The organism is Viridibacillus arvi (assembly GCF_001274945.1).
In the GTDB taxonomy this organism is placed as follows: domain Bacteria; phylum Bacillota; class Bacilli; order Bacillales_A; family Planococcaceae; genus Viridibacillus; species Viridibacillus arvi.
The window spans coordinates 257446-279015 of sequence record NZ_LILB01000007.1 but is presented as its reverse complement, the minus strand read 5'-3'; the positions used below and the strand labels follow the sequence as shown (position 1 = coordinate 279015).

The window sequence follows — 21570 nt, the reverse complement described above, 5'->3', positions numbered from 1 at the left end:
GTTCAAAAACATTTATTGATTAACGTCTTGCATGTTCAGTTTTCAAGGTTCATTTTGTCGTTTTGTTTTGACGACTTACATATCTTATCATCCTTTTTGCATTATTGTCAACACATTATCATAAAAAAGTATTAGGGGATTTTTTCAGTGTTAATAAAAAATGAGTGGGAGCGTTGATATGATGCGGAAAACTATCATTTTTAGTAGTTTTATTTTGGTTGTTTTTTTATTATTTATACCTACGAAAGAGAAACTTTTAGAAGTTTTTAATGTAACAGATAGTCCAGAAGTTATCGCAAAAGGTACTTATGGTCAAACGTTAACAATTGATGTTTCATTCGGAGATCAGGAACTGGAGCAATGGGTAAAGACTTTGTCTCCCCCTTATCCTCTATTACTATTAGATAAGGATTGGATTAATCGTTCCCCTACGATTTTACAATTAATTAAAGAGAAAAGGATTCCTACTGGATTATTAGGAAAAGAGAGCACATATTATGAAAGTAACCTAATGGCCTTGGAGGAGGAAATCGCTATTTATGAAAAGCATTTTGGCGTAAAGCCATTATGGTTTAGAACAAAAGACCAACTGTTCCCTAGTGATATGCGTCAACATTTATGGCAAGAACAAATTAATATGCTCGGATCTTCTAAAGTATGGACGAACGATAAACTACCTATACTTGTAAAAGGAGATATTATTACCGCGCCTATGCATCAAAAGGAACGTATAAGTTTTAAAAAAATTGATGAATTGCGCGCTAAATATGAATTCTCTACTTTAGAAAAGACGATCTTTGGCTATGAAATAAAGGATAAGAAATTCCCTTAAGGAGTTTTTACTCCGAAGAGAGAAAAACACTTTCTATTATTCACTAGTATAAAGTATGTTATATGCGTCTCATGATTATTAGTTGAATATTAATGTTTTTCTACAAAAAAGTGATGTCCATCTATATAAGGACATCACTTTACTTATTATTTCGCTTTAGATGCTTCGGCTAAACGGCGTGCTTTACGACGCTCTTCCAATTTCAATATATCTTCATCTGATTTTGCATTATACTTCGGCAAAACTAGCAATTGGAAAGCATTAACCGCTAAAAGAGGGAATAGTAATAACGTTACGTATTCATCGCCACCGTCAGTACGTACCCATAAAGCGATTAACCATTCAAGAGTAGTTACAACAATCATAAAAAATAAAGCTGGAACGAGAACATGTTTCTTTGTTAGCCTTGTCTTTTGAATAGCTGTTGCAATTGACCCTGCCAATAAGACAAGCAATAAAACTATATACAATAACCAATCTTGAGCAGTATGAGCATATGGTTTGAAGCGGAACAATACTAAATCAACTAACGTAACAACTATAATTAGCATTTGTACCCAATTCCATAATGTTAAAGAACGGAAAATGTTCACTCCAATTTGATGCACAGTTAAATATGCAAAGAACCCCATTTGTGCAATAACACTCATTGTAAAACCTAAAATAACAAACCAAATAATTCCTGAAAAGAACTCTGCCCATTCTCCATTTGAGAAATGCACAGCATAAAAATCGTTCCATCTAATGACTAAACTAAAAACTCCTGTAATGGAACCACCGATCAACATTGCATTTAAGAAAAATTTAAACCAATTTCGTATCGTCACGACTAAAAGTCCTCCGTTTGTAAAAACAATTTCTTGTTTCATTCTAACAACGAATCCGCAAAAAATCTATTTCTCCTTCAAATCAATACATATTACTTCGTTAATTGTGAACAATAATTGAAAGCAATATGAAGAAAGTGAGGGATTAGAATGGCCAAAAGGATCGTCTTTTCATTTTGCTTCATCGTTTTCTTAGCAGGTTGTTCTGCAAACCAACAAAGTACTCAGTCTTATGATGAAGTAAAGAAGATAATGCTCGATGCACTGCAATCTGAAGATGGCAAAAAAGCAATACGACAGCTTCTAGAAGATAACAGCTTTCGGGATTTAGTTATATTGGAAAATGAAGAGGTAAAAAAAGCAATTGAGGAAACATTGCTATCGAAAAAAGCTGAAGAATATTGGAAAAAACAGTTTGAAGATCCAAAATTCCGTGAAACATTTGCTAAAAGTATGAAGAAGGAACAAGAAGGCGTTATGAAGGACTTAATTAAAGACGCTTCATTCCAAAAAGATCTTGAACAATTTTTTGGTCAGCCCGATATGCAAAAACAGCTTGAGAAGATTTTAAAATCAGCCAATTCAAAAGAAAATTTAGAAAAAATTATTGCAGAAACGATTGAAAGTCCACTTCTACAAGAAAAATGGCTAAAACTTATTCAATCTGCTGGTGAATCAGCTGGTGGTGAGGAGAAATCCAAAGGCGGTAAAAGTGGCGATGAATCCAGTGGAGATAAAAAGAAACAAGAGGGATAATAATCGGCATACAAAAGAAGAAGCGGGTGCCTTTATAAAGGTGCCCGCTTCTTCTTTTGATTATTTTTCTAACTTTCCAATTACGTTACGTGCGATATCAAGATAAATTTGACCTGTAGAGTGATTTTTCGCATAAACAGATGGTGCGAAATCAACGTCATTCCAGTCAGGTTGACCTAATGGAATCTGACCAAGTAATTCTGTACGAAGCTCTTCAGCCAATTTTGGGCCGCCGCCTTCGCCGAAGACAAATTCACGTTCGCCAGATACTTTTGATTGGAACCACGACATATTCTCAATAACGCCAAGGATGTTATGATTTGTTTTAATTGCCATTGCTCCTGCACGAGCTGCTACGAATGCAGCAGTTGGGTGAGGTGTTGTCACAACGATTTCATTTGATTCAGGTAGCATTTGGTGAATATCAAGTGCAATATCCCCTGTACCTGGAGGTAAGTCCAAAAGTAAGTAGTCAAGCTCGCCCCATTCTACATCACGGAAAAACTGGTCCAACACTTTTCCAAGCATTGGTCCACGCCATACTACCGGAGCGTTATCTTCAACAAAGAAGCCCATAGAAATCATTTTCACACCTAAACGATCCACCGGAATAATACGATTCTCTTCTACCACTGGCATTGTTTGTACACCCATCATATCAGGCACACTGAAACCATAGATATCAGCATCAATTAAGCCGACTTTTTTACCAAGACGCGCAAGGGCTACAGCAAGGTTAACTGATACTGTTGATTTACCTACTCCGCCTTTACCTGAAGCAATTGAAATGAATTTCACATTATTAAGTGGAGATAATACATCTTGTGCTTCTGCTCTTGTAGCTGTACCACGGAATTGCTCTAAAGTTTCCTGAGGAAGCTCTTCAAAACGAATACCTACAGTTTCCACTCCAGCATTTTTTAATGCATCTACAACTTGCATTTGTAATTGCATTTGCTCTGGTGTACCAGTTTTAGCAATCGCCACTTTCACACTTACATGGTTTTTTTCTTCTTTTATTGAGACATTCGTAATACCGTTTGTTTCTGCTAATGTTTTATGTAAAAAAGGATCTTTTAGTTCTCCGACTAATTCACGGACTTGTTGTTCATTAATCACAATAGACACTCCTCTAGTAAATATCTTTTTTCGAATTTTAGTATATCACAAAGGGTATGAATTAGGTTTACGAGTTGCTTTATTCGATATTAATCTCAAAATATTGCTCAATCCCTTGGACAATCGCATCTGCCATTTGATCTTGGTATTTTGGTGAAGTAAGTAGTTTCTGTTCTTCTGGATTGCTGATAAAGCCTGTCTCTATAAGTGCAGAAGGCATGGTAGCTTTTTTCAATAAATACACTTGCTTTATAGACAGTGCTTCTCTTTTAGTATTCTTCAAATTCTCTCGTATAGAAGACTGAATTTCTTTTGCCAAAAACTCACCGCCAGGATGTCCATTTGCATGGTAGAATACCTGAGCACCTCTCCACTTTGTTTCTGGAATTGCGTTGGCATGAATAGTTATAAAGAGATCTGGTTTTTGTTTAGCTACAAGTCGTTCTCTCAAGAAAATATCTTCTTTTTTACGTTCTCGTAATGTATTGTAAGTTTGATCAGAGGCATGTTCAGCAATAACATCACCACTTTTAGAACGTGTCATAAATACTGTCGCACCTTTTTTCTTCAGCCTCTTCTCTACCTTTTGTGCAATGGCAAGAGTGATATCTCTTTCAATAATATCCCCTTTAGACGCACCGCCATCTATCCCACCATGTCCAGCATCTACTACTATTTTCACTCCGCCTAGTGTTTCTGCAATGAAAAATCCACGATCTGATGCTTTTACTCCATATACAACAAATAGTATACAGCAAAGTAAAATTGTCCCTAAAATAAGCCACCGCTTCAAATAACGACACCGCCCTTTTGCATTAATATATGCCCTATGCTTGGACGATATGTCGTAATGATAAGCTAATATAAAATCATTTATATAATTAGTATTTTAGAATAAAAAAACCGCCCCATAAAAATGGGACGGTTTGAATTCGCATAAACGAATGATTAACGTTTTGAGAATTGAGGTGCACGACGAGCGCCGCGAAGACCTGGCTTCTTACGTTCTTTCATACGTGGGTCACGAGTAAGTAGACCTGCTGATTTAAGTGCTGGACGGAAATCAGGATCAACTGTTAGTAATGCACGTGCAATACCGTGACGGATTGCGCCAGCTTGACCTGTGTATCCACCACCATTCACGTTAACGTGAATGTCGTAGCTTCCAACTGTTTCAGTTGCTACTAATGGTTGTTTAATAATTTCGCGTAAAGCTGCGAATGGGACGTAGTTTTCAACGTCGCGATTGTTAATAACGATATTTCCTTCGCCTGGTACTAAACGTACGCGAGCTACAGAACTTTTACGACGACCTGTGCCGATATATTGAACTTGTGCCAAGGGTATTTCCTCCTCTAATGATTATCCGCGAAGCTCATATGCTTCTGGTTTTTGTGCTGCGTGTGGGTGTTCTGCTCCAGCGTATACGTGAAGTTTAGTGAACATTTGACGACCTAAAGAGTTTTTAGGAAGCATCCCTTTGATAGCTAATTCTAGCATTTGTTTTGGATATTTTTCTTTCATTTCACCTGCAGTACGAGTTTTTAAACCACCTGCAAATTGAGTGTGACGGTAATAAATTTTATCTTGTAATTTGTTACCTGTTAATTCGATTTTACCAGCGTTGATAAGGATTACGTGATCCCCAGTGTCAACGTTTGGTGTGAAAATTGCTTTATGTTTACCGCGTAAGATAGCAGCTACTTCAGAAGCTAAACGACCAAGAGTTTTGCCTTCTGCATCAACTACTAACCATTTACGCTCTACTTCGTGACCTTTAGCCATGAATGTTGTACGCATGTTAGTATCCTCCTACTAATTGTTTCTATTTTCTGTTCCAATTGTTTTCTTTATCCACAACACTATAAGATTCGGGGCTTATCGAGTGGGGTAATGAAAATACCATATGTCATAATATAACGAATAACAACTTTTGTCAAGTGCTTAACCAAAAACACCTGGAGATGTTGCTTCAGTCGCTATAGAACACGGATTCTAAGTACAATCCGTGTGGTGGCGCGGTTTTACCGGCATTTCCTCGATTCATTGAAGCAATAATTGAGGCTAGTTCATCAGCTTGGCGTTTACCAATTCCGACTTCCCATAAAGTACCTGCAATAATTCGCACCATATTATACAAAAAGCCATTTCCTTCAATTGTCATATGCAATTCTTCACCATGCCATTCAAAGTCTAACTTTGCAACAGTACGCACTTTATCTTTCACACTTGTATTGGCTGCACAAAAGCATGAAAAATCATGTGTCCCTAGAATATACTGTGCTGCTTCTTGCATAGCCATAACATTTGGCTTCACACCATTGGTAGGTGTCGCATAAAAACGTCTAAAAGGGCTCTGTACGGCTTCACACGACCAGATATAGCGATATCGCTTTCCATGGACGCTAAACCTCGCGTGAAAGTCATCAGACACCTCTTCTATTTGAACAATTCGGATGTCTCTCGGTAATTGAACGTTTAATGCTTGTGCATAACGATCAAGAGGAATGGACAGTGTTGTATCAAAATGGATTACTTGGCCGGTTGCGTGCACCTTAGCATCTGTTCTCCCACTTGCTGTCACCTGGACAATCTCATTTTTATGCATGACGGTAAGTACTTTCTGAAGCTCTTCTTGCACTGTACGCTTCTTAGGTTGCACTTGGTAACCAGAGAAATTCGTTCCATCATATGTGATTGTAGCTTTCATTCTTCTTTTCATCGTTATGCAATCTCCTCATTCATTAACTACGAAGGGTTATTAATAATGCTGTCATGGCTACAAGTAACAGGATCGCTAATGTATCCTTACTATCCCATTTCAGCTGGCGGTAGCGTGTACGTCCTTCTCCGCCACGATAACCACGTACTTCCATTGCTGTTGCCAAATCCTCTGCACGCTTAAATGCGCTAACAAAGAGTGGTACAAGCAATGGTACAACGGCTTTAACACGTTCTTTTATTGGTCCTGTACTAAGATCTGACCCACGCGCCATTTGTGCCTTCATAATCTTATCCGTCTCATCCATTAGTGTAGGGATGAAGCGAAGCGATATTGACATCATTAGTGCTAACTCATGTACAGGTAATTTTAATTTTTTGAATGGATTCAACAGAACTTCTAATCCATCTGTAATCGAAATTGGTGAAGTTGTTAGCGTCAAAATGGATGTCATAAAGACTAATACTAAAAATCTAATAGAAATGAAAATACCTTGCTTCAAACCCTCTTCATATATACTGATGAACTTCCAGTGATAAAGCAGTTCACCTTCCTTCGTAAAGAAAATATGAAGTAAGAATGTAAATGCCATTAATATAATAACCGGCTTCAAGCCATTTATTAAAAAGTATAATTTAATACGCGAAACAAAAATAACAAGTAATGTAAACACAAACAGCGCTGCATACGTCACAGGATTGTTCGCTAAAAATACGATAATAATAAATGCGAATACAAATAATAGTTTCGAGCGAGGATCTAATTTATGCACGAAGGAATCCCCTGGCATAAAGCGGCCAAAAATCATTTTCTCCATCATTGACCCGCACGCTCCTCTCGAACAGCTTCCGTAATCGCTGACGCGAGCTCTTCTTCTGTTAGACAAAGCGTTGGTAGCTTGCGACCGACCTTCTCTTCAAATTCTCTCTGGAAACGCACAATACGCGGAGGCTCTAATCGATACTTTGCCAATTGCTCAGCATTACCAAAGATTTCTGCTGGATTTCCTGTTAGTACACATTTGCCTTCATGCATAATTGCAATTCGATCTGCATAACGTGCCGCATCTTCCATACTATGTGTCACAAGGATTGTCGTTAAATTTCTTGCCTTGTGAAGCTGTAGGAATAAATCCATTATTTCTTTACGGCCTCGAGGATCAAGTCCAGCTGTTGGCTCATCAAGGACAATTACTTCTGGTTCCATAGCGAGTACCCCTGCAATAGCCACTCGTCGCATTTGACCACCCGATAAATCAAATGGTGATTTATCAAGTACCGTAAGTGGTAAACCTACGAGTTCGATTAAGTGATGCGCACGTTTTGTCGCTTCGTCTTCAGAGATACCAAAGTTCATAGGACCAAAAATAATATCTTTTAAAACCGTTTCCTCAAATAACTGATGTTCGGGAAATTGAAATACAATCCCTACTTTTTGACGAACCGGTTTTAAATCCTTCGCCTTTTTACCAGCCGTAATAGTCTTGTCCCCGATTTGTATAGTACCTTCTGTAGGTTTTAAAAGGGCATTTAGATGCTGTAAAATTGTAGACTTCCCTGAACCTGTATGACCTATAATTGCTTGATAGCTACCTGAAGGAATAGCTAATTCAACATCAAATAACGCTCTCTTTTCAAAAGGCGTTCCTTGTGCATACGCATAACTTACTTTTTGAAGTTGGATGTCCATAAGTCATTCACCAGCTCTTCTTCTGTCATGTGCTCACCTAGAAGCTTAACACCATTTTGTTTCAAAAGCTTTGTTAGCTTCATAGCAAATGGTAAATCTAAACCAAGCTCTACTAATTGGTCGCCTAAAGCGAAAATTTCAGATGGTGTTCCTTCAGCAAACTTTTTGCCACCATTCATAAATAACATACGGTCAGCTAAAATAGCTTCCTCTAAATCATGTGTAATTGATAGGACCGTTAATCCTGTCTCTTCACGTAATGCTTGTACAGTAGCCAGTACTTCAGCACGGCCCTGAGGATCAAGCATTGATGTCGCTTCATCCAAAATGAGCAGTTTCGGTTTTAGTGCAAGTGCACCTGCAATGGCAACGCGTTGTTTTTGCCCACCTGATAAATGCTGTGGTTCATGATTTAAAAACTGATCCATCTTTACTTGTTTCAGTGCCTCATGTACACGTTTAACCATTTCTTCATATGGTATACCGTTGTTTTCAAGTGCAAAAGCAACATCATCCTGTACAGTCGCTCCTACAAACTGATTATCAGGATTTTGGAATACCATACCCATTTGAGACCTAATATCCCAAAGGTTTTCTTCAGTTAATGACTGATTCAAAACCTTAATCGTTCCTTGTTGTGGAAACAATAAGCCGTTCATAAGGCGCGCTATAGTTGATTTGCCAGATCCGTTATGGCCTACAATCGCGATCCATTCGCCTTCATTCACAGTAAATGACACATCTTCAACCGCGTTCTTAATATCCGGCTCATCCGGGGAATATGTAAATGTTACGTGATCCAGTGATAAGATTTCATCCATATGCTCAAACTCCTCTCGCTCAACTTCGCTCTGCTGTTCTCTCTAACTTACACTGTTTTATGTATGAATACTAGCTGAAAAGATTCTATATTAGAAAAATACGACTTTTGCTTATAACGGCGAAAGTCGATTCTCTTCATTACTAATATTTAGTGGACATGAGCAAGGGCTCTTCCAAATTAAATAAAAAAGCGCGCACCCCATTCAGAGAAATGCGCTTTGTTTCGTATCTCCGTTCTTAAAGTTGCTCAGACTTTAAGAGTGAATGAGGTGCGTAGAGCTAAACGAGACGGCACTTATGTCCGCTCATCATAACACTCTGCTTTTAAATTTGTCGTATAAATCTAAATTCTAATTTTTAAAAAAAGAGGGTGCAGTTCAAATAGCTATGAACCAAACACCCTCCTCCGCATCGTATGATTAAACTAGTTCAATCACAACTACAGGCGCACCGTCACCGCGGCGAGGTCCCATTTTCATAATGCGTGTATAACCGCCTTGGCGTTCAGCGTAGCGTGGTGCTACATCATCGAACAATTTTTGCAAAGCGTAAACTGTTGATTCATTGCCTTCAGCGTCAGTTGTAGTAGCTAATTCACGACGAATAAATGTAGCTGCTTGACGACGAGCATGCAAGTCTCCGCGTTTGCCTAAAGTAATCATTTTCTCAACAACCGAACGTAATTCTTTAGCACGAGTTTCTGTTGTTTCAATGCGCTCATTGATGATTAAGTCAGTAGCTAAATCGCGTAACATCGCTTTACGTTGAGAACTTGTACGTCCAAGTTTTCTGTAACCCATGGATGTTTCCCTCCTTTGTTCAATAACTGATCAGTCTTTTATATAAAAGTTCGCTTAGTCTTCTTCGCGTAACCCTAAACCAAGCTCTTCTAACTTCGCTTTTACTTCTTCTAATGATTTACGTCCTAGGTTACGAACTTTCATCATGTCGTCCTCAGACTTGTTAGCAAGTTCAAGAACAGTGTTGATACCTGCTCGTTTTAAACAGTTGTAAGAACGCACAGAAAGATCAAGCTCTTCGATAGTCATCTCTAAGACTTTTTCTTTTTGGTCTTCTTCTTTTTCAACCATGATTTCAGCAGTTTGTGCCTCGTCTGTTAAACCAACGAAGATATTTAAGTGCTCGGTTAATATTTTTGCTCCGAGCGAAATCGCCTCTTTAGGACCGATGCTACCATCTGTCCATACATCTAGAGAAAGTTTATCGAAATCAGACGATTGTCCAACACGAGTATTTTCTACTTGGAAGTTGACGCGTGAAACTGGAGTGTAAATAGAGTCGATCGGGATCACGCCAATTGGAAGATCCTCGCGTTTGTTTTGATCAGCAGGAGTGTAACCACGTCCACGTTGCGCATACATACGCATACGAAGATGACCATTTTTAGCAATAGTTGCAATATATAGATCTGGGTTTAACACTTCAACGTCACTGTCATGCGTAATATCCGCAGCAGTTACTACTCCGTCACCTTTGAAATCTATTTCAATGACTTTTTCTTCATCAGAATAGATTTTTAAAGCTAGCTTTTTAATGTTCAAAATAATTGATGCAACATCTTCTACAACGCCCTCAATAGTAGAGAATTCGTGTAGTACGCCGTCAATTTGGATTGAAGTAACAGCAGCTCCTGGTAAAGAAGACAGAAGGATACGACGTAAAGAATTTCCCAAAGTGTTTCCATATCCACGTTCAAGTGGTTCTACAACAAACTTGCCGTATTTGGCATCATCGCTGATCTCAACGGTTTCAATCTTTGGTTTTTCAATTTCGATCATTCAAATTTACCCTCCTTCAAAACATCGAATGTATGATTTTTATTTCCTACATTAAATCGAATGTCTAATCAATCATGTGTCTGCACAATTCAGTTTGTACAAGAAATGAGATTCTCAATCACTAGATTGAGATTCATCAATTATACACGACGACGTTTTGGTGGGCGACAACCGTTATGTGGAACTGGAGTTACATCTTTGATTGCTGTAACGTCTAAACCTGCAGCTTGAAGCGCACGAATAGCAGCTTCACGACCTGCACCAGGACCCTTAACAGTTACTTCTAAAGTTTTTAAACCATGCTCGATTGATGTTTTAGCAGCAGTTTCAGCAGCCATTTGTGCAGCAAAAGGAGTTGATTTACGAGAACCACGGAATCCTAGAGCACCTGCACTTGACCAAGAAACAGCGTTACCTTGCATGTCAGTGATGGTTACAATTGTATTATTAAATGTAGAACGGATGTGAGCAATACCAGATTCGATATTCTTTTTCACACGACGTTTACGAGATTGTTGTTTACGTGCCATGTTAAGAAGAAACCTCCTTTACCGATTATTTTTTCTTGTTCGCTACAGTTTTACGAGGACCTTTACGCGTACGCGCATTGTTCTTCGTATTTTGACCGCGAACAGGTAAACCGCGACGGTGACGGATACCACGGAAAGATCCGATTTCCATCAAGCGTTTGATGTTTAGAGAGATCTCACGACGAAGATCACCTTCTAGTTTGTATTTGTCTAATTGTTCACGGATTTTGTTAAGTTCGTCTTCAGTAAGATCGCGAACTCGAGTACTTTCAGAAACACCTGCTCCAGCAAGAACTTGCTTAGCAGTAGTGTTACCTACTCCGTAAATGTAAGTTAATGAAATTACAACGCGTTTGTCGCGAGGAATGTCAACACCAGCAATACGTGCCATATACGTTGTGCACCTCCTTCAAATTAACCTTGTTTTTGTTTGTGTTTAGGATTTTCACAGATTACCATTACTTTACCGCGTCGGCGAATAACTTTACATTTTTCGCAGATCGGTTTCACAGATGGTCTCACTTTCATCTAACCTAACCTCCTTAGTGGTCCGGAGTGCAAAAGATTATTTAAAACGGTATGTGATACGACCGCGAGTTAAGTCATATGGAGATAACTCAATAGTTACTTTATCTCCAGGCAAGATGCGAATAAAGTGCATACGAATTTTGCCTGATACATGAGCAAGAACTGTATGACCATTTTCTAATTCTACCTTAAACATCGCGTTTGGCAAAGTCTCAACAACTGTGCCTTCGATTTCAATTACATCGTCTTTCGCCATCGACCCTGTCTCCCTTCTATATGCAATTCAGGTTCCCATCTTCAAATCAAACGGAATTTGCTTCAAGTTTTTTTCTTTCATGAAAGAAACGACTCGTCTCAACATATGTTTGGATTGTATGAGAGATGTTCGAAAGACGCTCATCAGGTTTCGCTTCTTACAACCCATGGAATTGACTTTCCGTTTGAACCTTGTTTCCCTCATGTCAACATGACCATCCGGAATTGCCTTGGATAAGATCCTTCCATACCCGTTTACACAGATGCTTCCACGAAACCCATTATACCCTTTCAGAACTAGGATTGCATCAAGGACAAAGGGTATCCCGTATACCGATACATCTAATTCATCAGTGCATAGACCGGGCACAATATGCTTTTGCAGCTCTCGAAAATACATTTCCGTTGCTACCGCATACTCCCCGCGGAGGCAGTTATCTGCACCCGGGATTCGGGTATTAGTTGCGGCTGCCCTGTAATAGAGCATCTACGTCAGCAAAAACATCTGAGATATCTTGCTGTCCGTTGATATTTGTTAACACATTTTTAGCTTGATAAAAATCAAGTAAAGGTTGTGTTTGTTTGATATTTACTTCCAGGCGATTAGAAACCGTTTCTGGATTATCGTCTGCTCTTTGATAAAGTTCTCCTCCGTCTTTATCACAAATGCCTTCCTCTTTAGAAGGATTAAACAATAAGTGATAAGCAGAGCCACATACTTTACAGATACGACGACCTGTTAAACGTTTAATCAACTCTTCTTGTTCTACTTGAATATTTACTACATATTCTATTCTTTTACCAAGATCAGATAAAATATTATCTAACGCATCAGCTTGTTCAATAGTACGTGGAAAACCATCTAGTAGGAAGCCTTGATCACAATCAGGTTGGCTTAAGCGTTCGCGAACGATTCCAATCGTCACTTCATCAGGTACAAGAGCACCTTTGTCAATAAACGATTTCGCTAAAAGACCTAATTCCGTACCACCTTTAATAGCTGCACGGAACATATCGCCTGTAGAAATATGAGGGATTGCGTACTTCTCAACAATTTTATCTGCTTGAGTGCCTTTACCAGCACCAGGCAAACCCATCAAAACGATATTCATACGGAGAGAGCCCCCTCAAGTTATTGTGAAGGTTTAAGGAACGAAAATCGTCCCTAAAAACCAACATTATTTCATGAAACCTTTGTAGTGGCGTTTCACAAGTTGGGATTCTAATTGTTTCATCGTTTCCAGTGCAACACCGACAACGATTAGTAGACTAGTACCGCCAATTTGGGCAGATGCTGGAAGCTTCGCAACATTAATAAAAATGATTGGAAGAATCGCAACAAGCGACAAGAAGATCGCACCTACAAACGTTAAGCGATATAAAACAGTTGTTAGATAATCTTGAGTGCTTTTACCTGGGCGAATACCCGGGATATAGGCACCTTGCTTTTTCAAATTATCCGCAACTTTTTCAGGATTCACTTGAACGAACGCATAGAAATATGCAAACGCTACAATTAACGCTACATAAATGATCATCCCAACTGGTTGAGAATAATCAAACGTTCTTTCAATGAACTGAGTTGCTTTATTATCTCCAAAGAAAGTCGCAATTGTTCTAGGAGTTACGATAAACGCAACAGCAAAGATAACTGGGATAACCCCAGCAGCATTTACTTTCAATGGTAAATGAGATTGTTGCGCACCTCTTTGAGCACCAGCACGTTTTGCATATTGAATAGGGATTTTACGCAACGCTTGTTGAACGTAAATAACACCTACAACTATTACAAGAGCGGCCAATACAATAAGAGCCATTACGATAATACGGATGAACAATTGCTCTCCCGCATTTTCGAATTGTGAAGCATAAATTTGATTCACAGTGTTTGGCAATGCAGCTACGATACCTGCGAAGATGATAATGGAAATACCATTTCCAACACCTTTTTCAGTAATTTGCTCACCTAACCAAAGTAAAAATGCAGTACCAGCAGTTAACACAATCGCAATTGTTAAGTACGTCATAACACCCTCATCTTTAATCAATGAACCGCCGTACATACGGTTGAAACCGTAAGACATTGCGATTGATTGAATAAATGCAAGGATAATTGCGAAGTAACGTGTAAATTGAGCGATCTTACGTCGACCAACTTCACCTTGTTTTGACCACTCGGTGAACTTTTGGACAACATCCATTTGCAATAGCTGAACTATGATTGAAGCCGTAATGTAAGGCATAATACCCATAGCAAAAATCGAGAAGTTTTTCAAAGCTCCTCCACCAAATGTATTTAAGAAACCAACTAAACTATATTGATCAGTGGCTTTTAATACATTGGCGTCGACGTTTGGTACCGGTATAAACGTTCCAAGACGGAATACGACCAACATCAAAAGAGTGAAAATGATTTTATTTCTAATATCTCTCACGCGCATAAAGTTAGAGATTGTTTGAAACATTAAATCACCTCGATTTGTCCGCCGGCATTCTCAATTGCTTCTTTAGCAGAAGCTGAGAATTTATGAGCTTTAACAGTAAGCTTTTTCTCAACAGTTCCATTACCTAGAACTTTGATTCCAGCTTTCTCGTTGCTCACAACACCAGTTTCAATTAATAAAGCTGGTGTTACTTCTGTGCCGTCTTCAAAACGATTTAAAGCGTCAAGGTTTACGATAGCGTATTCTTTACGATTAATGTTCGTAAATCCACGTTTAGGTAAACGACGGAACAATGGGTTTTGACCGCCTTCAAATCCTGGACGAACGCCGCCGCCAGAACGAGAATTTTGACCTTTATGTCCCTTACCAGAAGTTTTACCGTTACCAGAACCGATACCACGACCTACGCGGTTACGTTCTTTACGTGAACCTAAAGCTGGTTCTAACTCATGAAGTTTCATATGGGTGGCACCTCCTTGTTATTGATTTTTCGAATTAAATCTCTGTAACAGTAACTAAGTGTGCTACTTTAGTGATCGCACCGCGAACAGCCACATTGTCTGGATGTTCAACAGTATGATTTACTTTACGTAAGCCAAGCGCTTCGATTGTTTTACGTTGAGCAGGTTTAGTACCGATTAAACTTTTAGTAAGGGTAATTTGTAGTTTAGTTGACATATTATTTCCCCCCTTAACCTAATAGTTCTTCTACTGATTTACCGCGAAGTTTTGCAACTTCTTCAGCATGTTTAAGTTCAGACAAACCTCTAACAGTAGCGCGAACCATGTTAATTGGCGTATTTGAACCAAGTGATTTTGAAAGAATATCAGTGATACCAGCAAGCTCTAATACAGCACGAACTGGACCACCAGCGATAACTCCAGTACCAGGAGCAGCAGGTTTAATCATGATGTTACCTGCACCGAAGCGACCCATGATTAAGTGTGGTGTTGTACCACCAACACGTGGAACTTCGATCAAGTTTTTCTTCGCATCTTCTACTGCTTTGCGAATTGCATCAGGTACTTCCTGAGCTTTACCTGTACCGAAACCAACATGGCCATTACGGTCTCCAACCACTACTAGTGCAGTGAAGCGGAAACGACGTCCACCTTTAACAACTTTAGCAACGCGGTTGATCGTAACAACGCGTTCTTCAAGTTCTAGTTTGTTTGCGTCAATGCGACTCATGAAATGTGTACCTCCTTCTTATTAAAATTCTAAACCATTTGCACGTGCAGCTTCAGCTAAAGCTTTAACACGTCCATGATATAAGTAACCACCACGGTCAAATACAACAGCTTTGATGTTTTTTTCCGCAGCGCCTTTAGCGATAGTTTCACCGATTTTTGTAGCAGCTTCTAAGTTACCAGCAGTTCCTTCAAACTCTTTATCCATAGTTGAAGCACTTACTAGTGTTAGTCCTTTAGAATCATCGATAATTTGTGCGTAAATGTGTTTGTTTGAACGGAATACGTTTAAACGTGGACATTCAGCAGTACCAGTAATTTTAGAACGCACGCGCGCATGACGTTTTTTACGAACTTGATTCTTATCTTGTTTCGTAATCACAGAGGTCACTCCTTTCTAATGCTTTAAGCAGCATTATTTACCTGTTTTACCTTCTTTACGACGAACGAATTCGCCTTCATAACGAATCCCTTTACCTTTATAAGGCTCTGGTGGACGCACTTGACGGATGTTAGAAGCAAGTGCTCCAACACGTTCTTTGCTAATCCCTTTAACGATAACTTTAGTGTTTGAAGGAACTTCTACAGTTACTCCTTCTTCAGGTGTGAACTCAACTGGATGTGAGTAACCTACGTTCAATACAAGTTTAGTTCCTTGTAATTGAGCACGGTAACCTACACCAACTAATTCAAGTGCACGTTCAAATCCTTCAGAAACACCAGTAATCATGTTTGCTAAAAGAGCACGAGTTGTACCATGGTTAGTACGGTGGTCTTTTGACTCAGAAGGACGAGATACTGTAATCACGTTACCTTCTTGTTCAATTTTCATATCTTTGTTAAAAGAGCGAACAAGTTCACCTTTTGGTCCTTTAACAGTTACTGTGTTGTCAGCAGCGACAGTTACAGTTACAGTAGCAGGCACCTCGATTGGTTTTTTACCTACGCGAGACATTTATGTTGCACCTCCATTCTTTTGTTGCTAATTACCAAACGTAAGCTAAGATTTCTCCGCCAACTTGTTTAGCGCGAGCTTCTTTGTCAGTTAATAAACCGTTTGAAGTTGAAACTAAAGCGATTCCTAGTCCGTTCAACACTTTAGGTACTTCGTTAGTTTTCGCATAAACGCGTAAACCTGGTTTAGAAATACGTTTTAATCCTGTAATAACACGTTCGTTTTCTTGGCCATATTTTAAGAAGATACGGATGATACCTTGTTTGTCATCTTCTACATACTCAACGTCACGTACAAAACCTTCACGCTTAAGAATTTCAGCGATCTCTTTTTTGATATTAGAAGCCGGAAGCTCTAATTTCTCGTGACGGACCATGTTAGCATTACGAATGCGTGTAAGCATATCTGCAATCGGATCTGTCATTGTCATTACATTTACCTCCTTCCCAAATTAGGGGATTACCAGCTGGCTTTTTTCACGCCAGGAATTTGTCCCTTATATGCAAGTTCTCGGAAACAAATACGGCAAAGTTTAAATTTGCGGTATACAGAGTGTGGACGCCCACAGCGTTCACAACGAGTGTATTCTTGCACTTTAAACTTTTGCGTGCGTTGTTGTTTAACGATCATTGATTTTTTAGCCACGTTTTCGCCCTCCTTGTTTTATTACTTTTGGAACGGCATACCGAATTGAGTTAGTAACTCGCGAGCTTCTTCATCAGAGTTCGCAGTAGTTACGATAACGATATCCATACCGCGTACTTTAGAAACTTTATCGTAGTCGATTTCTGGGAAGATTAATTGCTCTTTAATACCAAGAGTATAGTTACCGCGACCGTCAAATGCTTTTTTAGAAACACCACGGAAGTCACGTACACGTGGAAGAGAAACAGCGATTAGTTTATCCAAGAAGTCATACATACGCTCACCGCGTAATGTAACTTTCGCACCGATTGGCATTCCTTCACGAAGACGGAAACCTGCGATAGATTTTTTAGCTTTAGTTACAACAGGTTTTTGACCTGCGATTAATGCTAATTCTTCAACAGCTGAGTCAAGTACTTTAGAGTTTTGAACTGCGTCACCAACACCCATGTTAATAACGATCTTGTCAACTTTAGGAACTTGCATAACTGATGTATATTCAAACTTGCTCATAAGAGCAGGTGAAACTTCGTTTACAAATTTTTCTTTTAGGCGGCTCATGTGTTTGTACCTCCCTTCTCTATTACTTATTTATCGATTACTGCACCTGATTTTTTTGCTACACGAACTTTTTTGCCATCTTCGATTTTATAACCTACGCGAGTCGGCTCGCCAGATTTTGGATCGATTAGCATTACGTTCGAAACGTGAATTGCTGCCTCTTGGCTGACAATTCCACCTTGTGGGTTAACTTGGTTAGGTTTCACGTGTTTTTTGACGATGTTTACACCTTCAACTAGTACACGATCATTTTTAGGAAAAGCAGCAAGAATTACACCTGTTTTGCCTTTTTCTTTACCTGAAATAACCTTTACCTTGTCGCCTTTTTTAACATGCATTCTGTCGCACCTCCTTGATTGGCACTTTCATGAAAATTAAAGAACTTCCGGAGCTAAAGATACGATTTTCATGAAACTGTTATCACGTAATTCACGTGCTACAGGTCCGAAAATACGAGTTCCGCGTGGTGATTTGTCATCTTTGATGATTACACATGCGTTTTCATCGAATTTGATGTAAGTACCGTCTTTACGACGAACGCCGCTTTTCGTACGAACGATTACAGCTTTAACTACTTCACCCTTCTTGACAACGCCACCTGGTGTTGCTTTCTTGACAGTACATACGATTACATCACCGATGTTCGCAGTCTTACGTCCAGAACCACCAAGTACTTTGATAGTTAATACTTCTTTCGCACCTGAGTTGTCAGCAACTTTTAAACGGGTTTCTTGTTGGATCACTTAGGTTACCTCCCTTCGGACGTTGTAGTTCCGAAATTTAATTAGATAATAACCGCTTTTTCTACTACTTCAACCAAACGGAAACGTTTAGTAGCTGATAGCGGACGAGTTTCCATAATGCGGACGATATCTCCAACTTTTGCTTCGTTGTTTTCATCATGCGCCTTGAATTTCTTAGAGTATTTTACACGTTTGCCATAAAGCTTATGCTTTTTGTGAGTTTCAATTAAAACTGAGATAGTTTTATCCATTTTATCTGAAACTACGCGGCCAGTGTAAACTTTGCGTTGGTTACGCTCAGTCATGCTGCAAACCTCCTTTATCAGTTATTTGCACTGATTTCTCTTTCACGAATCACAGTTTTCATACGCGCAATTGCTTTGCGTACTTCGCGGATGCGAGCTGTGTTTTCTAATTGACCAGTCGCCAATTGGAAGCGAAGGTTAAAAAGCTCTTCTTTCAGTGATTTTACTTTAGTTTCGATCTCTGCTGTTGTAAGTTCACGGATTTCATTAGCTTTCATTAGATTCACCACCAATTTCTTCACGTTTAACAATCTTACATTTCACAGGAAGCTTATGAGATGCTAAACGAAGTGCTTCACGAGAGATTTCCTCAGAAACGCCTCCGATTTCGAACATAATTTTTCCTGGTTTAACTACTGCTACCCATCCTTCAGGAGCACCTTTACCTGAACCCATACGCACTTCTAGAGGCTTTTTCGTATATGGTTTATGTGGGAAGATTTTAATCCAAACTTTACCGCCACGTTTCATGTAACGAGTCATCGCGATACGTGCAGCTTCGATTTGACGGTTAGTGATCCAGCTAGCTTCAGTTGCTTGTAAACCGAATTCGCCGAATGCTATTTCTTTACCGCCTTTCGCTTCTCCACGCATTTTTCCGCGGTGTACACGACGGTATTTTACGCGTTTTGGCAATAACATATTATTTGCCTCCTTCCTCAGAGTTCTTCTTCACTGGAAGGACTTCACCGCGGTAGATCCATACTTTAACACCTAATTTACCATAAGTAGTGTCAGCTTCTGCATGAGCATAATCAATGTCAGCACGAAGAGTATGAAGCGGAACAGTTCCTTCACTATAATGTTCAGCACGCGCGATATCAGCGCCGCCTAGACGACCAGATACTTGAGTTTTAATACCTTTAGCGCCTGCACGCATTGTGCGTTGAATAGTTTGTTTTTGTGCACGACGGAATGATACACGGTTTTCTAATTGGCGAGCAATGTTTTCTGCTACCAATTTAGCGTCAAGATCCGCACGTTTGATTTCAACAATATTGATGTGAACGCGTTTGCCAGTGATTTTGCCAAGGTTTTTACGAAGTGATTCCACTTCAGTACCGCCCTTACCAATTACCATACCTGGTTTCGCAGTGTGAATTGTAATATTAACACGGTTTGCAGCGCGTTCGATTTCTACTTTAGAAACTGAAGCTTCTTTTAAGCTTGTTTCAATGTATTTACGTACTTTAATGTCTTCATGAAGTAAAGTAGCGTACTCTTTTTCAGCGTACCATCTAGATTCCCAATCACGAATGACACCAACACGTAATCCTATTGGATGTACTTTTTGACCCACGTATTATCCCTCCTTCTTCTCAGATACCACTAGAGTAATGTGGCTTGTACGTTTGTTAATTGCGCTTGCACGTCCTTGTGCGCGTGGACGGAAACGTTTTAACGTTGGACCTTCATCAACGAATACTTCTGAAATAACTAAGTTATTTACATCTAAATCGTAGTTATGTTCAGCATTTGCAACTGCAGATTTTAGTACTTTTTCAACTACAGGAGACGCTGCTCTTGGAGTGTGACGTAAAATTGCAACTGCTTCGCCAATTTGCTTGCCTCGGATTAAATCAACCACTAAGCGGACTTTACGAGGAGCAATGCGAACTGTGCGAGCAATAGCTTTTGCTTCTTGCATCAGGATTTACCTCCCCTCATATTAGCGTACTGATGTTTTCTTATCATCTGCACCATGACCTTTATATGTGCGTGTTGGTGCGAACTCACCTAGTTTATGACCTACCATATCTTCAGTCACGTATACAGGAACATGTTTACGTCCATCATATACAGCGATAGTTAGTCCGATAAAGTTCGGGAAGATTGTAGAACGGCGAGACCAAGTCTTGATAACTTGTTTTTTCTCAGAAGCCTCTTGTGCTTCCACTTTTTTCATTAAGTGGTCATCGACAAAAGGTCCTTTTTTCAAGCTGCGACCCATATTGGAGCCTCCCTCCGTGATCCCACTACGGTTCTTTCAACGAACCGCAGTCTAATCACTTTATTTTTTACGACGACGAATGATAAGTTTGTCGGATTTGTTTTTCTTGCTACGAGTTTTATAACCAAGAGCTGGTTTACCCCATGGTGTCATTGGTGATTTACGTCCGATTGGAGAACGTCCTTCACCACCACCGTGTGGGTGATCGTTCGGGTTCATTACAGATCCACGTACAGTTGGGCGTTTGCCTAACCAACGAGTACGACCTGCTTTACCAATGTTGATTAATTCGTGTTGTTCGTTACCAACTTGACCGATTGTAGCACGGCAAGTAGCAAGGATCATGCGAACTTCACCAGATTGAAGACGAACTATTACGTATTTACCCTCTTTACCAAGGATTTGAGCTGATGTACCAGCAGAACGTACTAATTGTCCACCTTTACCAGGTTTCATTTCGATGTTATGGATTGTAGTACCCATTGGGATATTTTCAAGTGGTAATGCGTTACCTACTTTAATATCAACATCTGCACCTGATACAATTGTCATTCCTACAACTAGACCTTTAGGTGCTAGGATGTAGCGTTTTTCACCATCTGCATAATTAATTAATGCAATGTTTGCAGAACGGTTTGGATCATATTCGATAGTAGCAACGCGTCCTGGAATGCCATCTTTCAAACGTTTGAAATCGATGACACGATATTGGCGTTTATGGCCACCACCATTATGACGAACAGTGATTTTACCTTGGTTATTACGACCAGCTTTGCGTTTAGTCGGTTCTAACAATGATTTCTCAGGCTTGTTAGTTGTGATTTCAGCAAAGTCAGATGACGTCATGTTACGACGACCATTTGAGGTAGGCTTATACTTTTTAATCGCCATTTGAG

At 39.5% G+C, this 21570-nt stretch carries 36 protein-coding genes; 2 read left to right on the top strand and 34 right to left on the bottom strand.

Going from position 1 to position 21570, the window contains the following annotated elements:
• The first annotated feature begins 178 nt into the window (after positions 1–178).
• Positions 179–832: a hypothetical protein gene (locus AMD00_RS18865; protein ID WP_053418561.1), complete on the top strand. Its 654-nt coding sequence runs from the start codon at positions 179–181 to the stop codon at positions 830–832.
• 146 nt (positions 833–978) lie between these two features.
• On the opposite strand, the gene AMD00_RS18860 is transcribed toward AMD00_RS18865, so the two are convergent.
• Positions 979–1659: a KinB-signaling pathway activation protein gene (locus AMD00_RS18860; RefSeq protein WP_053418587.1), complete on the bottom strand. Its 681-nt coding sequence runs from the start codon at positions 1657–1659 to the stop codon at positions 979–981.
• Between the two features lie 150 nt (positions 1660–1809).
• On the opposite strand from AMD00_RS18860, the gene gerD reads away from it, so the two are divergent.
• On the top strand, positions 1810–2415 hold the full coding sequence (gerD, locus tag AMD00_RS18855) for a spore germination lipoprotein GerD (RefSeq protein ID WP_053418560.1): 606 nt from the start codon (positions 1810–1812) through the stop codon (positions 2413–2415).
• A gap of 60 nt (positions 2416–2475) precedes the next feature.
• Here the strand turns inward: gerD and AMD00_RS18850 are convergent, their stop codons facing one another.
• From AMD00_RS18850 to rplB, 33 genes are all read right to left on the bottom strand, one after another.
• Positions 2476–3534 carry an Mrp/NBP35 family ATP-binding protein gene (locus AMD00_RS18850; protein WP_053418559.1) on the bottom strand — a complete coding sequence of 353 codons (1059 nt, stop codon included), beginning with the start codon at positions 3532–3534 and terminating at the stop codon, positions 2476–2478.
• A gap of 79 nt (positions 3535–3613) precedes the next feature.
• The gene (locus AMD00_RS18845) at positions 3614–4327 is read right to left on the bottom strand and encodes an N-acetylmuramoyl-L-alanine amidase (RefSeq protein ID WP_053418558.1); all 714 of its coding nucleotides are present in this window, start codon (positions 4325–4327) and stop codon (positions 3614–3616) included.
• A gap of 155 nt (positions 4328–4482) precedes the next feature.
• Positions 4483–4875, bottom strand: a complete 393-nt coding sequence (rpsI, locus tag AMD00_RS18840; protein ID WP_038179136.1) for a 30S ribosomal protein S9 — start codon at positions 4873–4875, stop codon at positions 4483–4485.
• Positions 4876–4896: 21 nt separating this feature from the next.
• A complete protein-coding gene (rplM, locus tag AMD00_RS18835; protein ID WP_053418557.1) occupies positions 4897–5334 on the bottom strand; it encodes a 50S ribosomal protein L13 in 438 nt (145 codons plus the stop codon).
• A 172-nt stretch (positions 5335–5506) separates the two neighbouring features.
• On the bottom strand, positions 5507–6256 hold the full coding sequence (truA, locus tag AMD00_RS18830) for a tRNA pseudouridine(38-40) synthase TruA (protein ID WP_053418556.1): 750 nt from the start codon (positions 6254–6256) through the stop codon (positions 5507–5509).
• A 22-nt stretch (positions 6257–6278) separates the two neighbouring features.
• Positions 6279–7076, bottom strand: coding sequence for an energy-coupling factor transporter transmembrane component T family protein (locus AMD00_RS18825; protein WP_053418555.1), 798 nt, complete (start codon positions 7074–7076; stop codon positions 6279–6281).
• Positions 7073–7945, bottom strand: coding sequence for an energy-coupling factor ABC transporter ATP-binding protein (locus tag AMD00_RS18820; RefSeq protein WP_053418554.1), 873 nt, complete (start codon positions 7943–7945; stop codon positions 7073–7075). Before AMD00_RS18820 ends, AMD00_RS18825 begins: the two co-directional genes overlap by 4 nt.
• Positions 7921–8766, bottom strand: a complete 846-nt coding sequence (locus AMD00_RS18815; protein ID WP_053418553.1) for an energy-coupling factor ABC transporter ATP-binding protein — start codon at positions 8764–8766, stop codon at positions 7921–7923. The genes AMD00_RS18820 and AMD00_RS18815 overlap by 25 nt, the downstream gene beginning before the upstream one ends.
• Before the next feature lie 420 nt (positions 8767–9186).
• Positions 9187–9567: a 50S ribosomal protein L17 gene (gene rplQ / locus AMD00_RS18810; RefSeq protein ID WP_038179125.1), complete on the bottom strand. Its 381-nt coding sequence runs from the start codon at positions 9565–9567 to the stop codon at positions 9187–9189.
• Between the two features lie 54 nt (positions 9568–9621).
• A complete protein-coding gene (locus AMD00_RS18805; protein ID WP_038179123.1) occupies positions 9622–10566 on the bottom strand; it encodes a DNA-directed RNA polymerase subunit alpha in 945 nt (314 codons plus the stop codon).
• Positions 10567–10706: 140 nt separating this feature from the next.
• On the bottom strand, positions 10707–11096 hold the full coding sequence (gene rpsK / locus AMD00_RS18800) for a 30S ribosomal protein S11 (protein WP_053418552.1): 390 nt from the start codon (positions 11094–11096) through the stop codon (positions 10707–10709).
• Positions 11097–11121: 25 nt separating this feature from the next.
• Positions 11122–11487, bottom strand: a complete 366-nt coding sequence (gene rpsM, locus AMD00_RS18795) for a 30S ribosomal protein S13 (RefSeq protein ID WP_053418551.1) — start codon at positions 11485–11487, stop codon at positions 11122–11124.
• Between the two features lie 23 nt (positions 11488–11510).
• A complete protein-coding gene (gene rpmJ, locus AMD00_RS18790; protein ID WP_000868344.1) occupies positions 11511–11624 on the bottom strand; it encodes a 50S ribosomal protein L36 in 114 nt (37 codons plus the stop codon).
• A gap of 37 nt (positions 11625–11661) precedes the next feature.
• Positions 11662–11880 carry a translation initiation factor IF-1 gene (gene infA / locus AMD00_RS18785; RefSeq protein WP_038179110.1) on the bottom strand — a complete coding sequence of 73 codons (219 nt, stop codon included), beginning with the start codon at positions 11878–11880 and terminating at the stop codon, positions 11662–11664.
• Positions 11881–12337: 457 nt separating this feature from the next.
• A complete protein-coding gene (locus tag AMD00_RS18775) occupies positions 12338–12991 on the bottom strand; it encodes an adenylate kinase (RefSeq protein ID WP_053418549.1) in 654 nt (217 codons plus the stop codon).
• Positions 12992–13057: 66 nt separating this feature from the next.
• Positions 13058–14344 (bottom strand): preprotein translocase subunit SecY, encoded by a 1287-nt coding sequence (gene secY / locus AMD00_RS18770; protein ID WP_053418548.1) that lies wholly within the window; start codon positions 14342–14344, stop codon positions 13058–13060.
• Complete coding sequence (gene rplO / locus AMD00_RS18765; protein WP_053418547.1) at positions 14344–14784, bottom strand: 50S ribosomal protein L15; 441 nt, start codon at positions 14782–14784, stop codon at positions 14344–14346. The genes secY and rplO overlap by 1 nt, the downstream gene beginning before the upstream one ends.
• Before the next feature lie 34 nt (positions 14785–14818).
• Positions 14819–15001, bottom strand: a complete 183-nt coding sequence (gene rpmD, locus AMD00_RS18760; RefSeq protein ID WP_038179101.1) for a 50S ribosomal protein L30 — start codon at positions 14999–15001, stop codon at positions 14819–14821.
• A gap of 13 nt (positions 15002–15014) precedes the next feature.
• Positions 15015–15515 (bottom strand): 30S ribosomal protein S5, encoded by a 501-nt coding sequence (gene rpsE / locus AMD00_RS18755; protein ID WP_038179099.1) that lies wholly within the window; start codon positions 15513–15515, stop codon positions 15015–15017.
• Between the two features lie 21 nt (positions 15516–15536).
• Entirely contained in the window at positions 15537–15896 is a 360-nt protein-coding gene (gene rplR, locus AMD00_RS18750) for a 50S ribosomal protein L18 (protein WP_038179097.1), read from the bottom strand.
• Positions 15897–15929: 33 nt separating this feature from the next.
• On the bottom strand, positions 15930–16469 hold the full coding sequence (gene rplF, locus AMD00_RS18745; RefSeq protein ID WP_038179095.1) for a 50S ribosomal protein L6: 540 nt from the start codon (positions 16467–16469) through the stop codon (positions 15930–15932).
• A 31-nt stretch (positions 16470–16500) separates the two neighbouring features.
• On the bottom strand, positions 16501–16899 hold the full coding sequence (gene rpsH / locus AMD00_RS18740) for a 30S ribosomal protein S8 (protein ID WP_053418546.1): 399 nt from the start codon (positions 16897–16899) through the stop codon (positions 16501–16503).
• Positions 16900–16928: 29 nt separating this feature from the next.
• The gene (gene rpsN, locus AMD00_RS18735) at positions 16929–17114 is read right to left on the bottom strand and encodes a 30S ribosomal protein S14 (RefSeq protein ID WP_008406949.1); all 186 of its coding nucleotides are present in this window, start codon (positions 17112–17114) and stop codon (positions 16929–16931) included.
• A 21-nt stretch (positions 17115–17135) separates the two neighbouring features.
• The gene (gene rplE, locus AMD00_RS18730) at positions 17136–17675 is read right to left on the bottom strand and encodes a 50S ribosomal protein L5 (protein WP_053418545.1); all 540 of its coding nucleotides are present in this window, start codon (positions 17673–17675) and stop codon (positions 17136–17138) included.
• 26 nt (positions 17676–17701) lie between these two features.
• The gene (gene rplX, locus AMD00_RS18725; protein ID WP_038179088.1) at positions 17702–18013 is read right to left on the bottom strand and encodes a 50S ribosomal protein L24; all 312 of its coding nucleotides are present in this window, start codon (positions 18011–18013) and stop codon (positions 17702–17704) included.
• Positions 18014–18049: 36 nt separating this feature from the next.
• Positions 18050–18418 carry a 50S ribosomal protein L14 gene (gene rplN, locus AMD00_RS18720; protein ID WP_038179086.1) on the bottom strand — a complete coding sequence of 123 codons (369 nt, stop codon included), beginning with the start codon at positions 18416–18418 and terminating at the stop codon, positions 18050–18052.
• Between the two features lie 41 nt (positions 18419–18459).
• The gene (rpsQ, locus tag AMD00_RS18715; RefSeq protein ID WP_038179084.1) at positions 18460–18723 is read right to left on the bottom strand and encodes a 30S ribosomal protein S17; all 264 of its coding nucleotides are present in this window, start codon (positions 18721–18723) and stop codon (positions 18460–18462) included.
• Between the two features lie 17 nt (positions 18724–18740).
• Positions 18741–18941 (bottom strand): 50S ribosomal protein L29, encoded by a 201-nt coding sequence (rpmC, locus tag AMD00_RS18710; RefSeq protein WP_038179082.1) that lies wholly within the window; start codon positions 18939–18941, stop codon positions 18741–18743.
• Positions 18931–19365: a 50S ribosomal protein L16 gene (gene rplP, locus AMD00_RS18705; protein ID WP_038179080.1), complete on the bottom strand. Its 435-nt coding sequence runs from the start codon at positions 19363–19365 to the stop codon at positions 18931–18933. Before rplP ends, rpmC begins: the two co-directional genes overlap by 11 nt.
• Position 19366: 1 nt before the next feature.
• Positions 19367–20023, bottom strand: a complete 657-nt coding sequence (gene rpsC, locus AMD00_RS18700) for a 30S ribosomal protein S3 (RefSeq protein WP_038179079.1) — start codon at positions 20021–20023, stop codon at positions 19367–19369.
• Positions 20024–20026: 3 nt separating this feature from the next.
• Complete coding sequence (rplV, locus tag AMD00_RS18695; protein ID WP_038179077.1) at positions 20027–20371, bottom strand: 50S ribosomal protein L22; 345 nt, start codon at positions 20369–20371, stop codon at positions 20027–20029.
• Between the two features lie 21 nt (positions 20372–20392).
• Complete coding sequence (gene rpsS, locus AMD00_RS18690; RefSeq protein WP_038179075.1) at positions 20393–20674, bottom strand: 30S ribosomal protein S19; 282 nt, start codon at positions 20672–20674, stop codon at positions 20393–20395.
• Between the two features lie 60 nt (positions 20675–20734).
• A complete protein-coding gene (rplB, locus tag AMD00_RS18685) occupies positions 20735–21565 on the bottom strand; it encodes a 50S ribosomal protein L2 (protein WP_053418544.1) in 831 nt (276 codons plus the stop codon).
• Between the last annotated feature and the right edge of the window lie 5 nt (positions 21566–21570).

What these genes read in the sequence shown, in the direction of transcription:
- AMD00_RS18805 (WP_038179123.1), bottom strand. Translation starts at nt 10,566, where the DNA reads ATGATCGAAATTGAAAAACCAAAGATTGAAACCGTTGAGATCAGCGAT.
- AMD00_RS18775 (WP_053418549.1), bottom strand. Translation starts at nt 12,991, where the DNA reads ATGAATATCGTTTTGATGGGTTTGCCTGGTGCTGGTAAAGGCACTCAA.
- rplM (WP_053418557.1), bottom strand. Translation starts at nt 5,334, where the DNA reads ATGCGTACAACATTCATGGCTAAAGGTCACGAAGTAGAGCGTAAATGG.
- rpsM (WP_053418551.1), bottom strand. Translation starts at nt 11,487, where the DNA reads ATGGCACGTATTGCTGGTGTTGACATTCCTCGCGACAAACGCGTTGTA.
- gerD (WP_053418560.1), top strand. Translation starts at nt 1,810, where the DNA reads ATGGCCAAAAGGATCGTCTTTTCATTTTGCTTCATCGTTTTCTTAGCA.
- rpmJ (WP_000868344.1), bottom strand. Translation starts at nt 11,624, where the DNA reads ATGAAAGTGAGACCATCTGTGAAACCGATCTGCGAAAAATGTAAAGTT.
- secY (WP_053418548.1), bottom strand. Translation starts at nt 14,344, where the DNA reads ATGTTTCAAACAATCTCTAACTTTATGCGCGTGAGAGATATTAGAAAT.
- rpmD (WP_038179101.1), bottom strand. Translation starts at nt 15,001, where the DNA reads ATGTCAACTAAACTACAAATTACCCTTACTAAAAGTTTAATCGGTACT.
- rplE (WP_053418545.1), bottom strand. Translation starts at nt 17,675, where the DNA reads ATGAGCCGCCTAAAAGAAAAATTTGTAAACGAAGTTTCACCTGCTCTT.
- rplQ (WP_038179125.1), bottom strand. Translation starts at nt 9,567, where the DNA reads ATGGGTTACAGAAAACTTGGACGTACAAGTTCTCAACGTAAAGCGATG.
- AMD00_RS18825 (WP_053418555.1), bottom strand. Translation starts at nt 7,076, where the DNA reads ATGATGGAGAAAATGATTTTTGGCCGCTTTATGCCAGGGGATTCCTTC.
- rplO (WP_053418547.1), bottom strand. Translation starts at nt 14,784, where the DNA reads ATGAAACTTCATGAGTTAGAACCAGCTTTAGGTTCACGTAAAGAACGT.
- rpsE (WP_038179099.1), bottom strand. Translation starts at nt 15,515, where the DNA reads ATGAGTCGCATTGACGCAAACAAACTAGAACTTGAAGAACGCGTTGTT.
- truA (WP_053418556.1), bottom strand. Translation starts at nt 6,256, where the DNA reads ATGAAAAGAAGAATGAAAGCTACAATCACATATGATGGAACGAATTTC.
- rpsQ (WP_038179084.1), bottom strand. Translation starts at nt 18,723, where the DNA reads ATGACTGAGCGTAACCAACGCAAAGTTTACACTGGCCGCGTAGTTTCA.
- rplV (WP_038179077.1), bottom strand. Translation starts at nt 20,371, where the DNA reads ATGCAAGAAGCAAAAGCTATTGCTCGCACAGTTCGCATTGCTCCTCGT.
- rpsS (WP_038179075.1), bottom strand. Translation starts at nt 20,674, where the DNA reads ATGGGTCGCAGCTTGAAAAAAGGACCTTTTGTCGATGACCACTTAATG.
- rplX (WP_038179088.1), bottom strand. Translation starts at nt 18,013, where the DNA reads ATGCATGTTAAAAAAGGCGACAAGGTAAAGGTTATTTCAGGTAAAGAA.
- rplP (WP_038179080.1), bottom strand. Translation starts at nt 19,365, where the DNA reads ATGTTATTGCCAAAACGCGTAAAATACCGTCGTGTACACCGCGGAAAA.
- infA (WP_038179110.1), bottom strand. Translation starts at nt 11,880, where the DNA reads ATGGCGAAAGACGATGTAATTGAAATCGAAGGCACAGTTGTTGAGACT.
- AMD00_RS18815 (WP_053418553.1), bottom strand. Translation starts at nt 8,766, where the DNA reads ATGGATGAAATCTTATCACTGGATCACGTAACATTTACATATTCCCCG.
- AMD00_RS18865 (WP_053418561.1), top strand. Translation starts at nt 179, where the DNA reads ATGATGCGGAAAACTATCATTTTTAGTAGTTTTATTTTGGTTGTTTTT.
- rpmC (WP_038179082.1), bottom strand. Translation starts at nt 18,941, where the DNA reads ATGAAAGCTAATGAAATCCGTGAACTTACAACAGCAGAGATCGAAACT.
- rplF (WP_038179095.1), bottom strand. Translation starts at nt 16,469, where the DNA reads ATGTCTCGCGTAGGTAAAAAACCAATCGAGGTGCCTGCTACTGTAACT.
- AMD00_RS18820 (WP_053418554.1), bottom strand. Translation starts at nt 7,945, where the DNA reads ATGGACATCCAACTTCAAAAAGTAAGTTATGCGTATGCACAAGGAACG.
- rplB (WP_053418544.1), bottom strand. Translation starts at nt 21,565, where the DNA reads ATGGCGATTAAAAAGTATAAGCCTACCTCAAATGGTCGTCGTAACATG.
- rpsK (WP_053418552.1), bottom strand. Translation starts at nt 11,096, where the DNA reads ATGGCACGTAAACAACAATCTCGTAAACGTCGTGTGAAAAAGAATATC.
- rpsH (WP_053418546.1), bottom strand. Translation starts at nt 16,899, where the DNA reads ATGACAATGACAGATCCGATTGCAGATATGCTTACACGCATTCGTAAT.